The organism is Arthrobacter sp. SAFR-179 (genome assembly GCF_059414945.1).
This window is the reverse complement of record NZ_JBPFDM010000001.1, coordinates 289,372-302,822: the sequence shown is the minus strand read 5'-3', so window position 1 is coordinate 302,822 and position 13,451 is coordinate 289,372. Positions and strand designations below refer to the sequence as shown.

15 protein-coding genes and 1 tRNA gene are annotated in these 13,451 nt (G+C 66.8%); 6 read left to right on the top strand and 10 right to left on the bottom strand.

Annotation, left to right across the window (positions count from 1 at the left end):
• Positions 1-17: 17 nt before the first annotated feature.
• From ACR65K_RS01525 to ACR65K_RS01515, 3 genes are all read right to left on the bottom strand, one after another.
• Positions 18-524 carry a winged helix-turn-helix transcriptional regulator gene (locus ACR65K_RS01525; RefSeq protein ID WP_056329592.1) on the bottom strand — a complete coding sequence of 169 codons (507 nt, stop codon included), beginning with the start codon at positions 522-524 and terminating at the stop codon, positions 18-20.
• Positions 525-635: 111 nt separating this feature from the next.
• Complete coding sequence (locus ACR65K_RS01520) at positions 636-1,799, bottom strand: cystathionine gamma-synthase (protein WP_056329588.1); 1,164 nt, start codon at positions 1,797-1,799, stop codon at positions 636-638.
• 27 nt (positions 1,800-1,826) lie between these two features.
• A complete protein-coding gene (locus ACR65K_RS01515; protein WP_440151072.1) occupies positions 1,827-3,212 on the bottom strand; it encodes a cystathionine beta-synthase in 1,386 nt (461 codons plus the stop codon).
• A gap of 59 nt (positions 3,213-3,271) precedes the next feature.
• Between ACR65K_RS01515 and ACR65K_RS01510 the strand changes: the two genes are divergently transcribed.
• The gene (locus ACR65K_RS01510) at positions 3,272-4,459 is read left to right on the top strand and encodes an ArsB/NhaD family transporter (protein WP_440151070.1); all 1,188 of its coding nucleotides are present in this window, start codon (positions 3,272-3,274) and stop codon (positions 4,457-4,459) included.
• 17 nt (positions 4,460-4,476) lie between these two features.
• On the opposite strand, the gene ACR65K_RS01505 is transcribed toward ACR65K_RS01510, so the two are convergent.
• Positions 4,477-4,881 (bottom strand): VOC family protein, encoded by a 405-nt coding sequence (locus ACR65K_RS01505; RefSeq protein WP_056329580.1) that lies wholly within the window; start codon positions 4,879-4,881, stop codon positions 4,477-4,479.
• Between the two features lie 190 nt (positions 4,882-5,071).
• Between ACR65K_RS01505 and ACR65K_RS01500 the strand changes: the two genes are divergently transcribed.
• Positions 5,072-6,055, top strand: a complete 984-nt coding sequence (locus tag ACR65K_RS01500) for a DNA-3-methyladenine glycosylase family protein (protein ID WP_056329577.1) — start codon at positions 5,072-5,074, stop codon at positions 6,053-6,055.
• Between the two features lie 110 nt (positions 6,056-6,165).
• Complete coding sequence (locus tag ACR65K_RS01495) at positions 6,166-6,765, top strand: hypothetical protein (protein WP_440151068.1); 600 nt, start codon at positions 6,166-6,168, stop codon at positions 6,763-6,765.
• Here ACR65K_RS01495 and ACR65K_RS01490 read toward each other — a convergent pair.
• The gene (locus tag ACR65K_RS01490; protein WP_056329572.1) at positions 6,762-8,438 is read right to left on the bottom strand and encodes an AMP-binding protein; all 1,677 of its coding nucleotides are present in this window, start codon (positions 8,436-8,438) and stop codon (positions 6,762-6,764) included. The two genes, ACR65K_RS01495 and ACR65K_RS01490, sit on opposite strands and share 4 nt — an antisense overlap.
• 103 nt (positions 8,439-8,541) lie before the next feature.
• Between ACR65K_RS01490 and ACR65K_RS01485 the strand changes: the two genes are divergently transcribed.
• Positions 8,542-8,820 carry a putative quinol monooxygenase gene (locus tag ACR65K_RS01485; RefSeq protein WP_056329568.1) on the top strand — a complete coding sequence of 93 codons (279 nt, stop codon included), beginning with the start codon at positions 8,542-8,544 and terminating at the stop codon, positions 8,818-8,820.
• Positions 8,821-8,889: 69 nt separating this feature from the next.
• Here ACR65K_RS01485 and ACR65K_RS01480 read toward each other — a convergent pair whose 3' ends face one another.
• On the bottom strand, positions 8,890-9,324 hold the full coding sequence (locus ACR65K_RS01480) for a thioredoxin family protein (RefSeq protein WP_056329565.1): 435 nt from the start codon (positions 9,322-9,324) through the stop codon (positions 8,890-8,892).
• 93 nt (positions 9,325-9,417) lie between these two features.
• Positions 9,418-9,972 carry an acyl-CoA thioesterase gene (locus ACR65K_RS01475; RefSeq protein ID WP_056329562.1) on the bottom strand — a complete coding sequence of 185 codons (555 nt, stop codon included), beginning with the start codon at positions 9,970-9,972 and terminating at the stop codon, positions 9,418-9,420.
• 71 nt (positions 9,973-10,043) lie between these two features.
• Here ACR65K_RS01475 and ACR65K_RS01470 point away from each other — a divergent pair, with 71 nt between their 5' ends.
• Positions 10,044-10,778 (top strand): potassium channel family protein, encoded by a 735-nt coding sequence (locus ACR65K_RS01470; protein WP_056329558.1) that lies wholly within the window; start codon positions 10,044-10,046, stop codon positions 10,776-10,778.
• Between the two features lie 342 nt (positions 10,779-11,120).
• Positions 11,121-12,134 (top strand): LysM peptidoglycan-binding domain-containing protein, encoded by a 1,014-nt coding sequence (locus tag ACR65K_RS01465; protein WP_440151064.1) that lies wholly within the window; start codon positions 11,121-11,123, stop codon positions 12,132-12,134.
• Positions 12,135-12,224: 90 nt separating this feature from the next.
• On the opposite strand, the gene ACR65K_RS01460 is transcribed toward ACR65K_RS01465, so the two are convergent.
• From ACR65K_RS01460 to ACR65K_RS01450, 3 genes are all read right to left on the bottom strand, one after another.
• The gene (locus ACR65K_RS01460; protein ID WP_056329552.1) at positions 12,225-12,650 is read right to left on the bottom strand and encodes a CBS domain-containing protein; all 426 of its coding nucleotides are present in this window, start codon (positions 12,648-12,650) and stop codon (positions 12,225-12,227) included.
• A gap of 200 nt (positions 12,651-12,850) precedes the next feature.
• Positions 12,851-12,932, bottom strand: a tRNA-Tyr gene (locus ACR65K_RS01455).
• A 168-nt stretch (positions 12,933-13,100) separates the two neighbouring features.
• Positions 13,101-13,355, bottom strand: a complete 255-nt coding sequence (locus ACR65K_RS01450; protein ID WP_056329550.1) for a hypothetical protein — start codon at positions 13,353-13,355, stop codon at positions 13,101-13,103.
• Positions 13,356-13,451: the final 96 nt, after the last annotated feature.

Genomic DNA, 13,451 nt, shown 5'->3' with positions numbered 1-13,451 from the left:
TTCGCCGGGCAGGATGCTCACGAGGCAGCTCCCGTTCCGGAGGCGGTGGACAGCCGGATGGGCTGGTCCGACCTGGACCGGCTGTGCCAGCTGGTGTTGGCCGCCGTCAGCTTTTCGCCACACCGGGTGCAGGTGTCTGCCGAGGTGGTGGGCTCCCCGCAGCCGGTATGGATCACGTACAGGTGTGCCTGGTCCGAGGGCGCGGGCAGGTGCTTTTCCGCCCAGATGGTGACCGCGTTCAGGACCGGGAGCGCGTCCTCACCCTTGGGAGTGAGCACATACTCCTGGCGTGTGCGGCCGCCGTCGTCGTATGCCTTCCTGGCCAGCAGCCCGGACTCAACCAGGCCTGCCAGGCGTTTGGTGAGCACCGAGTCGGCAACCTCCAGCCGGCTCTTCATGGCGTCGAAGCGCCCGTTCCCGAAGAAGACCTCGCGCAGCACCAGGATGGACCAGGGGTCGCCAAGGATGTCCAGGCCGCGGGCCATGCTGCAGCTGCGTTGGGACCAGTTTGAGCGGAGAGGCATAGGGGAACCCTAGCTGGCTTTCTTCAAGAAAGCCATGCCCTACGCGAGATAACACTTAACGGCAGTCCGGGCTGCGAACATTGCCGCGAAATGACATCTCGCGGGGGTGGTTTACGGGATGGCGGAGAAGGCCCGGTCCAGGTCGGCGATCAGGTCCTCCACGTCCTCGATGCCGCAGGACAGGCGGAGCAGGTTGACCGGGACGGCCAGCTCGGTGCCCTTGACCGACGCGTGGGTCATTTCGGAGGGGTAGTTCATGAGGGACTCGATGCCGCCCAGGGACTCCGCGAGGGTGAACACGGACGTGGACTCAGCCACCTTCCGCGCCGCCGCTTCACCGCCCTTGAACTGCACCGAGACCATGCCGCCGAACTTCCGCATCTGCTTTTTGGCGAGCTCGTGGCCCGGATGGGTGGGCAGGCCCGGATACAGGACGGCCTCCACCTCCGGGCGTTCCAGCAGCCACTCGGCCACGGCCTGGCCGTTCTCGCTGTGCCGGTCCATGCGGACGCCCAGGGTCTTCAGCCCGCGGGTGGTCAGGAAGGCATCCATCGGGCCGGACACGGCACCCACGGCGAACTGGACGAAGCCGATCTTGTCGGCCAGCTCCGCGTCCTTCACCACCACGGCGCCGCCCACCACGTCAGAGTGGCCGCCGATGTATTTGGTGGTGGAGTGCACCACGACGTCGGCGCCCAGGGCGAGTGGGGTCTGCAGGTAGGGGGACGCGAAGGTGTTGTCGACCACCAGGAGGGCCCCGGCGTCGTGCGCTATGTCCGCGAGCGCTGCGATGTCGGTGATCTTCATCAGCGGGTTGGAGGGCGTCTCCACCCAAAGGAAGCGGGTTTTGTTGGCGGCCACGGCGTCGCGGACCATGTCCAGGTTGGCCATGTCCACTGGGGTGTTGCCGATCCCCCAGTCGCCAAGCACCCGGCTGATCAGCCGGTACGTGCCGCCGTAGGCGTCGTTGCCCAGCACGATGTGGTCACCCGGGCGGGTGAGCGCGCGGATGAGGGCGTCCTCGGCGGCCAGGCCGGAGCTGAAGCTGTAGGCGTGGGTGCCCAGTTCCAGCGCCGCGAGCTGTACCTGCAGCGCGTCCCGGGTGGGGTTGCCGCCGCGGCCGTATTCGTAGCCGCTGCGCAGGCCGCCGATTCCGTCCTGGGCGTAGGTGGAACTGAAGTGCAGCGGCGGAACCACGGCTCCGGTGCGGGGCTCGAACTCCTGGCCGGCGTGGACGGCGCGGGTGTTGAAACCTTGGTTTTCAGAGGCAGGCATGGGTGCTCCTTTACGGGTAACGCAGAATCAGTTGCTGAGGTAGGCCAGCAGGTCGTGCCGGGTGAGGATTCCAACCGGCGCACCCACGAACGTGACCATCAGGGTGTCCGTGTCGGACAGCAGTTCCCTGGCGGCGGAGATGGTTTCCAGCGATCCGATGACGGGCAGCTTGGGCCCCATGTGCTCGGAGATCTTGTCCGTCAGCTTGGCTTCGCCGCGGAACAGCTTGCCGGTCAGCGTGCGTTCGTCCACCGCGCCGAGGACCTCGCCCATGACCACGGGCGGTTCCTGCGACAGCACCGGGATGTGGCTGACGCCGAACTCGTTCATGATGTTGATGACGTCCCGGACCGACTCGTTGGGATGGATGTGGACCAGGTCCGGCAGTTCGCCGTTCTTGGACTTGATGACCTCCCCCACCGAGGTTTCCTCGCCGCCGGAGAGGAAACCGTAGGAGCGCATCCACTGGTCATTGAAGATTTTGGCCAGGTAGCCGCGGCCGGAGTCGGGCAGGATGACCACGACGACGGCACTTTCCGGCAGGTCCCGCGCCGCCTGGAGTGCGGCTACTACGGCCATCCCGGAGGAACCGCCCACCAGCAGTCCTTCTTCCCGGGCCAGGCGGCGGGTCATGGCAAAGGAATCGGCGTCGCTGACGGCGATCACGTCGTCCGGGATGGTCTTGTCGTAGTTGGCCGGCCACATGTCCTCGCCGACGCCCTCCACGAAGTAGGGCCGTCCGGTGCCGCCTGAGTAGACCGAGCCCGCGGGGTCTGCGCCGATGATCCGGACCACGCCGCCGTCGGACTCCGGCCGGTCCGCCGAGACCTCCTTGAGGTACCGGCCGGTGCCGGTGATGGTGCCGCCCGTGCCGGCGCCAATGACGCAGTGCGTGACCAAGCCGTCCGTATCGCGCCAGATCTCCGGGCCGGTGGTCTTGTAGTGGCTGCCCGGGGCGGCCGGGTTGGAGAACTGGTCCGGCTTGTACGCGCCGGGCGTCTCCCGGGTGATCCGGTCCGAGACACCGTAGTAGCTCTGCGGGCTGTCCGGCGGGACGGACGTGGGGGTGACCACCACTTCCGCGCCATACGCCTGCAGCACGGCCCGCTTGTCCTCGCCCACCTTGTCCGGGACCACGAAGATGCACTTGTAGCCCTTCTGCTGCGCCACCAGGGCAAGGCCCACGCCGGTGTTGCCGGAGGTGGGCTCAACGATGGTGCCGCCGGGCTTCAGTTTGCCTTCGCGTTCGGCGTCCTCAATCATCTGCGCCGCGATGCGGTCCTTGATGGATCCGCCCGGGTTCAGGTACTCAAGTTTGACCAGGACAGTGGCTTTGATGCCTTCGGTCACGTGGTTGAGTTTGATGAGCGGGGTATTGCCGATGAGGTCCAGGATGGACTGGGCGTACTTCATAGGTACAAAGCTACCGCTTCCTGCGCGGCGCTCCCTGCCCGGGATGCGAGGATAGGCCGGTGAAGCAGTTCGCATGGCTGAAAGCCGCCCGGAGCTACCTGCTGCCCGGCGCCGTCCTAACGGCAGGGACAGCCACACTGGCATTAGGAGTTCTCCCCCTCCCCGCCTTCGGCGAACTCGCTTCGCGGACCATTCCGATCCTTGCCTTCGTGCTGGCCATGTCACTGGTGACCGAGCTGGTGGACGAGGCGGGGCTGTTCCGGGTGGTGACGGACCGGCTGGCCGCCCTGGGCCGGGGCCGGGTCTTCCTGCTGTGGCTCCTGGTGGTGGCGGTGGCCACGGTGGCCACCGTGTTCCTGTCCCTGGACACCACGGCGGTGCTGGTGACGCCCGTGGTGGTCCTCCTGGCCGTCCATGCCCGGATCCCGCCGCTGCCGTTTGCATTGACCAGCATCTGGCTGGCCAATACTGCGTCCCTGCTGCTTCCCGTTTCCAACCTGACCAACCTCCTGGCCCAGGACCGGCTGGGGTTAAGCCCATGGGGTTTTGCGGGGCTGGTGTGGGCCCCTGCCCTGGTTGGCCTGCTGGTCCCCCTCGCCCTGTTGTGGCTGGCGTTCCGGCGGGACCTGCGCGGAACGTACGCACCGCAGCCTGCGAATCCGGTCCGTGACCCCAAACTGCTGAAGGTTGCCGCGCTCACGCTCCTGGTCCTGCTGCCTGCCCTGGTCTCCGGCGTTCCGGTGCAGTACCCCGCATTGGCAGCCGCGGCCGTCCTCCTTGCGGCTTTCCTCCGCCGCCGGCCGTCCGTCCTGCGGTGGTCCATGGTTCCCTGGCGGCCGCTGATGCTGACGGTGGGCCTGTTCATGCTCATGGAGGCACTGCACGCCCATGGCCTCACGTCCCTGCTGGCTGGTGTGGCCGGTTCCGGCGAGGGCCTGCCTGCGCTCCTGCAGCTGGCCGCGCTGGGGACCGGCGCTGCCAACGCCGCCAACAACCTCCCCGCCTACCTTGCCCTGGAACCGGTGGCAGGATCGCCGGCCAGGTTTGCGGCACTGCTCATCGGGGTGAACCTTGGTCCGCTGGTGACCGCATGGGCTTCGCTGGCCACGCTGCTGTGGCATGAGCGGCTGCGCGTGCTGAACGTCCCCATCAGGTGGGGCGGGTTCGCCCTGGCTGGCCTGGTGGCCGTGGTGCTGACGGTGCCGCTGGCCGTCCTGGCGCTGTGGCTGGTGTCCGGGATGGCGTAGCGCCCCTGTACCACGAGTCAGGTATCCAGGCGCGATTCCCCTTCCGCCGGCAGATTCTCCCAGAGCCCCATCACGTTGCCCTCGGAATCCTTGAAATAGGCCGTAAAGCCCATGCCGGGAATCTCGTTCTTGGGCATGACCACCGACCCGCCCAGCTGCTCTACCCTCTCAAGCGTTGCGTTGATGTCCGGAACATCCACGGTGATCACCGGGTGGGTGATCTGCCCCTCCCTGGCCATCATCCCGCCGTTGATGGCGCCGGCAGCCACAGGCTGGCCGTTGTCATCCATGTCCGCGGTGATGACCATGCTGTAGTTCATCCCCGGCACCGGTTCTATCCGCCAGTCCAGCGCTTCCTGGTAAAACTTCCTGGCCCGTTCCCGGTCATCCGCCGGGATCTCGAAATGCACTACTCCGCCCATTGCTGCGCTCCTGCCATCTCCTGGTTGCGGCGCGGTCGGTTCCGCACCGCCGTGTGGATTGTAGGTTTTGCCGGGGCGGGAAATTAGGGCCGTTCTACCGTTGCTTCCGGGGTGTATTCCCGCTCAAGTCTGGCTTATCTGCCGGATGGTTGTCGCGCCGCTGTCGGTGGTCCGTGGGACGATGGAAGACATGACGATCGCAGAGGCACCACCCCGGCTGGCAGCCGCGGCGGACGTGTCTCTGCGGTGGTATCCGGAGGCCCCCTACAGCCTTTCCCGCACCCTTGGGCCGCTCCTGCGCGGCAACAGTGATCCTTCCTTCTGCGTCCAGGGCGACGTCATCTGGAATGCGTTTACGACGCCGGCCGGCCCGGCAACAATGCGGCTCGCCCCTGCAGGCGGCGCAGCAGGCGGGCCCCTGGTGGACATCCAGGCGTGGGGCCCCGGCGCCGCGGCCGCGGTGGAGGCAGCGCCCCGGCTCCTGGGGGCCGACGACGACTGGCGGGGTTTCGACGAACCGTCCTTCCATGACACGTTGCCCCGGATGGTCCGGGAGGCCCGGCGGCACAGCCTGGCGGTCCGGCTGCCTTCGAGCGGCCGCATGGTGGACCAGCTGGTCCCGATCATCCTGGAGCAGAAGGTGACGGTCATCGAGGCACGGCGTGCCTACCGCTACCTGGTGCACCGCTACGGCACCCCGGCTCCCCCGGCCGGAACGTCCACCCCGGCAGGTCTGGTGGTGGCCCCAACGGCGGCCCGGTGGCTGCAGGTTCCCAGCTGGGAGTGGCACAAGGCGGGCGTGGGACCACAGCGCTCGGCCACCGTTATGCGGGCGCTGCGCTCCGCCGTCGCGCTGGAACGGCTTGCGGCGCTGCCGGCGGCGGAAGCTGCCCGGATGATGCAGGCCATTCCAGGCATCGGGGTTTGGACTGCCGCAGAGGTGGTGCAGCGAACCCACGGCTGCCCGGACTCGATTTCGGTGGGCGACTACCACCTCGCCGCCTACGTGGGGGCCGCGCTGACCGGACGCAGGACGGACGACGCCGGGATGCTCCGGTTGCTGGAACCCTGGCGGGGGCACCGGCAGCGGGTGGTCCGGATGATCCAGGCAACGGGCTTCCGGAAACCCACCTTCGGCCCGCGGATGACCATCCAGGACCACCGGGGGCACTGAACTCCCGGGATCCCCCTGCAACAAACGCATGACCCGGGTTGGCAATGGGTACGGCCCCAGTAAGCGCGTCCAGCCAGGCGGACTGCTGAACTACGACCGAAAGGATCCCCATGAGCTCCAACCCAGGCACCAGGAACCAGGCCGGCAGGGAGCCGTTGGACGTCGATCCCACCGGAGAGGACCCCAGCGCCAAGGACCCCATGGCGGATGAGAAGGTGCAGCTCCAGCTGGCCATCTTCGAGGTCACCCGGGAGGCCGAGGGCAAGAGCCTGGACGAGATCCGGGAGATGCTGCTTGCCGCCTTTTCCCGCCACGGCGTGGAGCCGCCGCCCGGCACCTGGGTGGAGTCTGTGGCTTCGTCGGCGTATTACGGCGAGCCCTACCTTGTGGATTTGTCCGCAGCGGTGGCAGCGGATGCGGTGGTGCCTGCCCCAAATGATGAAGTCCGGGAGCGGCTCGCCTCCGCGCGGGAACTCCAGCAGGAGCAGCTGCCCGCCGGAATTTTCCCCGCTCCGGACGAATGGAACATTCCCGCCGGTGAAAGTGCCGGCGGCAGCACCCGCACCGCACCGCTGACATCCCTGACCAGGTGGGAAGGTGGCGCGGTCCTGGCCCTGGCGGCGCTGGCTGTAGCCGCCGTCCTGGCCGTCGTCGCCGTCCGCACAGGAGCAGGCCGGGCAGGCACAGGCCGCCGCCGGTTGGACACCTAGAGCCCCAGCCGGGCCACTGCTTCCTCGCGCATCTGGACCTTGCGGATCTTCCCCGAGACCGTCATCGGGAAACTCTCGCGGACCTCCACGTAGCGCGGGATCTTGTAATGGGCCAGCCGCCCCCGGCAATACTCCGCGAGCGTCCCCGCATCCAGCGGCCCGGCACCCGGCTTGAGGATGATGCAGGCCATCAGTTCCTCGCCGTACCTGGCATCCGGGACCCCGATCACCTGCACGTCCTGGATGTCGGGGTGCGTGTAGAGGAACTCCTCGATTTCGCGCGGGTAGATGTTCTCGCCGCCGCGGATCACCATGTCCTTGATCCGGCCCTCCACCACCACGTACCCGTCGTCGTCCATCCGGGCGAGGTCGCCGGTATGCATCCACCCGTCGGCGTCGATCGCCTCGGCCGTCTTGTCCGGCTGGTTCCAGTACCCTGCCATCACGGCATAGCCGCGGGTGCAGAGCTCGCCGATCTGCCCGCGCTGCAGTTCCTCCCCTGTGGCAGGGTCCACGATCCGGCTCTCCAGCTGTGGCATGGTCCTGCCCACGGTCTCGGTGCGCTGCTGGAGGGTGTCGCCCTTGCGGGTCATGGTGGAGACGGGCGAGGTCTCGGTCATGCCGTAGCAGATGGCCACATCCACCATGTGCATCTCCGAAATCACCCGGTTCATCACCTCGATGGGGCACAGCGAACCGGCCATCACCCCGGTGCGCAGCGTGGACAGATCATAGGAGCCAAAGTCCGGGAGCGCCAGCTCGGCAATGAACATGGTGGGAACCCCATAGAGGGAGGTCCCGGCGAAGTCCTGCACTGCCTCCAGCGCGGCCGCAGGCGCGAAGCCGCGTCCCGGAATGATGGTGGCCGCTCCGTGGCTGAGGGCATTGAGGTTGCCGATCACCATCCCGAAGCAGTGGTAGAACGGCACGGGGATGACCACCCGGTCCCGCTCGGTGTACCCCAGCAGCTCGCCGATGGCGTAGCCGTTGTTCAGGATGTTGTGGTGCGTAAGCGTGGCACCTTTGGGAAATCCCGTAGTGCCGGACGTGTACTGCAGGTTGATGGGATCATGCGGATGGAGTTCGGCCATGCGGGCCTTCAGGGCAGCATGGCCGACGTCGTCCGCGCGCCTGAGCAGTTCGGCGTACGTGAGTTCGGCGCCGCTTTGGGGGCTTCCGGCCGTCAGCCCGTCCAGCCCGTGGTCCGGGAGGAACACCAGCTCCCGCAGGTCCGGGCACGTCAGCAGGGCCTGGCGTGCCATGGCCACGTAGTCGCTGTTGGCGTCCGTCGGCGCCGTGAACAGCATGCGCATGCCGTTCTGCTTGACCACGAATTCGAGTTCGTGGCTTCGGTAGGCCGGGTTGACGTTGACCAGGATGGCGCCGGCCTTGGCGGTGGCGTACTGCAGCAGCGTCCATTCGGCGCAGTTGGGACTCCAGATGCCCACCCGCTCCCCCTTGCCGATGCCCAAGGCGAGGAGCGCACGCGCCAGCCGGTCGACGTCGTCGTTCATCTTGGTGTAGCTCCAGCGGCGGGCATCGGCGCCCGGCACCGGAGCGGCCTCAATGAGGGCGTCATGGAGGGGGAACTGCGCGGCCACGCGCTCAAAGTTCGCGCCAATGGTTTCCTCCAGGAGCGGGACGTCAGTGTCCCCGGCTGTGTAAGCACGCATGATGGCACGCTACCAACAGGATCCCGGCAGGAGAAGGAGGACAGGCGGGGGAAACGGCCGCAACACAACAGGGCGGCCCCGCAGCCCCGGTATTGTGAAATCCATGAGTGCACCGATTGATCTGATAGCAACGTTCATCCCCAACGACGGCGAGTTCTTTCGCGTCAAGCTGGCCCTGGAAATCGCGATCGATGAGGTGGTGAACGAGCAAGGCTGCATCCGTTACGAGCTGACCGAGGCCACGGAGGAAAAGCTGGTCCTGACCGAGCAGTGGGCGTCCGAGGCAGACCTGGACAAGCACTCCAAGGGCACCGCCGTGCAGGACCTGAACGAGTCGCTGAGCGCGCTGCTGGCCGAACCGGTCAAGGTGGAACGCGTCTGACGCAGCCCTGAACGCAAAGAATGCGGGACCTCCAGAGGGAGGTCCCGCATTCCTGTTTAATACCGGGTCTTAGAAATCGGGGATCTGCGTGCCGTCCTGCGGGCCGCTCTGGCCGGCAGGCTTGCCGGCCGCGGCGGCCGCTTCCTCACGCTGGCGGGCCACATGGGCGTGCACCTCTTCCATGTCCAGTGCCTTCACCGCGTCCACCACCTGTTCCAGCTGCTGGGCGTTCAGCGCGCCGGGCTGCGAGAACACCAGCACCTTTTCGCGGAACGCCATCAGGGTGGGGATGGAGGTGATGCCTGCCTCCGCCGCGAGCTGCTGCTCGGCTTCGGTGTCCACCTTGGTGAAGAGGACGTCGGGGTGCTTCTCGGAAACTGCTGAGTATGTGGGGCCGAACTGCTTGCAGGGGCCGCACCATTCTGCCCAGAAATCGACCAGGACAATATCGTTGCCTTCGATCGTGGATGCGAACTGTTCACCTGTGATGTCGAGGGTAGCCATGTGTCTACGCTACGCGCCACGGCCGCGGCTGTCGCCCGTGTTCGCTCCCCGCGTCATCGGGAATAGAGGGACGTACGACGCCGGCACGCGGGTTCAGCGGCTGGCATTCCACAGGTGCGGGGCCGGGGTGCGGCTGCCGGGGAGGGCGCTGGAGGCGCGCCATTCGTGGATCCATTCGGGGAGCACCAGGTCCGCCGGCGGGGTCCCGAACTCGGCCATGATGTCCTCCTGGCTGACCGGGCCGGCCTTGGTCACCAGGCGGGTGGCGATGTAGGCACGTGCGTAAATCTCGCCGTCGGCCACCATGCGCTGTTCAAAGAAGATCGCCTTGGTGTCCAGCCCGATGATGCGGGTCTCGATGGTGTAGTGCTGCCAGAGCTGCAGCGATTTGCGGAAGGAGATGGTTTCCGCCGACACCACCGGGGTCCAGCCGCGGCGGCGCATCCGCGTCCAGACGCCGCTGCGCACCATGAGGTCGAACCGGCCCAGGTCCATCAGGGACAGGTACATGCCGTTGTTGACGTGCATGGCAATGTCGATGTCCGTGGGCAGGACCCGCAGCGGCAGGGATGACGGGTCCCAGACGGTCAGCGGCGGACGCCGCGCGGAACGGACGAGCATGAGCAGTGTTCTCAGGAGCAGGTGCATGCCCTCATGTTACCCGCCGGTAACATTCTTCTGCATGCTGTGCTGCCGGCTATCCCCGTAGGATTTTCCGCATGACGCAGCAACGCTACCGGGCCCTGGCGGAGTGGCCCCTGATGGCGACGGCACTGGTGTTCCTCGGCGCGTATGCCTGGCAGGTCATCGGCCGGATTGAGGGCAGTGGAGCTGACTGGCTCGAGGCCATCATGTGGGTGACCTGGTGCGTGTTCGTCCTGGACTATGCGGCAAACCTGTGGCTGGCAGCAGACCGAAGGCAGTGGTTCGTCCGGAATTTGCACGAGTTGGTGATCGTGGCCCTGCCCTTCTTCCGGCCGCTGCGCCTGCTGCGCCTGGTGACGTTGTTGTCAGTGCTGCACCGGACCGTTGGCGAAACGCTGCGCGGACGGGTGGTCACGTATGTGGCGGGCTCCGCTGCGCTGCTGGTCTTCGTCGGCGCGCTGGCGGTGCTGGACGTTGAACAGTGGGCGCCGGAGGCCAAAATCACCACTTTCGGCGACGCCCTGTGGTGGGCCACCGCCACCATCACCACAGTTGGCTACGGGGACATGTATCCGGTAACGCCTATTGGCCGGCTGGTGGCGACGGCGCTGATGATGAGCGGCATCGCCGTGCTGGGCGTGGTGACGGCTTCCATTGCCTCCTGGCTGGTCCAGCGCGTTGAGGACACGGCGGAAACTGTGGCAGAGGCCGTGGAGGAGCCCCTGCGGGTTGAAGTGACCGAACTGGTGGCCGAGATTGCCGCATTGCGCCGGGAGATCGCGGAGCTACGGGAGCACCGGACGCTGTAGCAGCAAGTATTGGAGCTCCGGCGGATGAGTAGCTTCGCCGCCACAGACGGGTACCGGCCCCGGAAACTCGGGTAACTCCTACTGATGCCCCGCCCTTGGGGCGGTTCCTAGACTCGGGATTCCTAGGACCAACACGCACTGGCAGGTCCCCCGGGTGGCTTCCGGAAGTTCCTGCCTTCACGCGGAGCTCCGCATGTTCTGGGTATGCGGATGCCTCCAACCTGTGCCGCCTGCGGCTCCGGCAACTGCCGGGGCCGGCGGTGCAATGACTTCTCCATCCGTCCGGCGCACCGGCGTGCAGCAGCACAGCCTGGCTGGACCGAACCCAGATGGGCCAATTCCATGAGCCAGCCTTTCCACCCCTCCCCCGACGGCATCAGCAGGAGCTTCGCCACCGACGAACCCCGGACCGACCTCAACACCGGCCGGCCTCTTATCAGCAACAGGTTATGGGCCGGAATGGCCACGGCGGCCGTTGTGGCCGCAGTGGGCGTGGGCGCACTGGCCGCACCGGCTGCTTTCACAGGAGGCACGACGGCGGCTGCACAGGTGGCAGAAGTCGCCGCACCGGCGTCGCCAAGCGCCGCAGCCGAACCAGCAACAGACCCCGGGGCGTCCGCTGATCCAGGTGCGGTATCGGCGGTGGCAGCACAGGCTGCTGCGCAGGCCGCCGAGGCAGCGCCGGCCCCAGCTGAACCAGCACCGGCACCGGCACCGGCACCGGAACCAGCGCCCATTCCCGAACCCGGCGGTGACCCCAACCTGTACACGGTGGCCCCCGGCGACACGGTGGGGGCGATTGCGGCCAGCCGTGGCGTGGACATGAACGCCATGCTCGCCGCCAATGGGCTCAGCGCCTACAGCACCATCTACCCTGGCCAGACGCTCCTGCTGACCGGCCCGCCCGTAGCAGTGGCCGCACCTGCGCCGGCTCCGGCTCCGGCGCCTGCCCCTGACGCCGCTGCACCCGCTCCGGCTCCCGCTGCAGCACCGGCACCGGCACCGGTTTTCGTGCCCGCAGCACCTGCAGTCCGGACCATTTACGTTGCAGGCTCCGGCGGCCAGTCCATGGTTGACGCGTGCATCGGGCCCATCCACTACACGCCCAACGACGGCTACTCGCTCTTCATCACGGAGCACGATTTCTGCGGCGGGTGGGCCAGGTTCTCCGGAATCGGCGTGGGAGAGACGGTCAGCATCCCGGGCTATGGAACCTTCACGGCGACGGGGCGCGGGACGGTCCCCAATCCCGGAACCACCAACGACGTGATTTCGGTCTTCGGCGGTTTCCCCCGGGCCATCCTGCAGACCTGCATCCCCGGCACAAGCCAGATGCTCCTGATCGCACTGAACTGAACGCAGTGAGCTGATGTTTACAAAGCTTGTCCGCGGGTCCGGACCCTGAAGGGGTGGACCTGCGGACAAGGCCATGCTGCGCTGCGGGGGCTACACCCCGTGGCGCTCCGAGATGTGTTCCACCAGTTCGCCAACGCGCTGTTCGGAGTAGTTGCGTGCGATGTCGCCCTGGCTGATGATGCCAACGAGCTTGTGGTCGGAGATCACCGGGAGCCGGCGGATCTGGTGCTTTTCCATCATGTCGATGGCTGCATCCACATTGGCGTCGGCGTCGACGCAGTACGGCTTGCCGGTGGCGAGGTCGCGGGCCATCATCTGGCCCGGGTCACGGCCGGCAGCGACGCACTTGAGCACAATGTCGCGGTCGGTGATCATGCCCTTCAACTTGCCGTCATCCCCGCAGATGGGAAGGGCGCCGCAGTCGAGGTCCATCATCATCCGGGCGGCGTCCACAAGGGACTCGCTTTCACGGATACATCGCGCATCCGTGGTCATGAATTCGCGTACAGCACTCATTGAATCCTCCTTCATCGATGGAATTATCGACGCAGGGCATCGAGGCAGGTGCGCCGATTCTGCCAGACTACGCCCGCACCAACACGGTGTCGACGGCGGTTTGGCACCGTTTGCAGGCGGCCTCCGCAGCCGGCGCGGAGACAGTGGAAAGGGCACGAAAAAGCCTCCGGAACCTGGTGGTTCCGGAGGCTTTCCTTGGGTGGCAGATGAGGGATTCGAACCCCCGTAGGCGTTGCCAGCTGATTTACAGTCAGCCCCCTTTGGCCGCTCGGGTAATCTGCCGAACTTCAAAAGAAGTACCCGCCGATGCAGTGTTCGAAAGGGTCCGTTTCCGGTCCGTTCCGCTTCAGTAACCGCGGGCAAGACAACTTTACAGAACTTCCGCCGAAGAATCGAATCGGGCCCTGGGCTGCCGCAAAAGCCGTGGAACGGCACGGAAAAACGGCGGGTTTACGCCTCGCCCAGGATGCGTCCAGCGAGCTTGGCCTCGAAGCTCAGCGCCTGCTCCTCGGTGATCTGATTAAGTTGCACCGCCCGCTGCAGGTCCGCCCGCACCCCGTCCATGCGGGAGGACGCATCCGCCGCGGGGCTGAAGATGATGGAGGCGGCCACTGCTGCCGCCGCCACCGAGGTTGCCGCGGTGGCCACCGCCCCGGCCGCTGCCGTGGTGGTCCGGGTGACGTAGCGGGCGGCTTTGCGGTGCATGGTGTTCCCTTCAGGCTGCGGTACATCTACTCCAACTCTCGCCGGCGCTCCTTCATTCCGCCGATGCGTCCGCTGAGAGGGAACTGTGAATGCGCG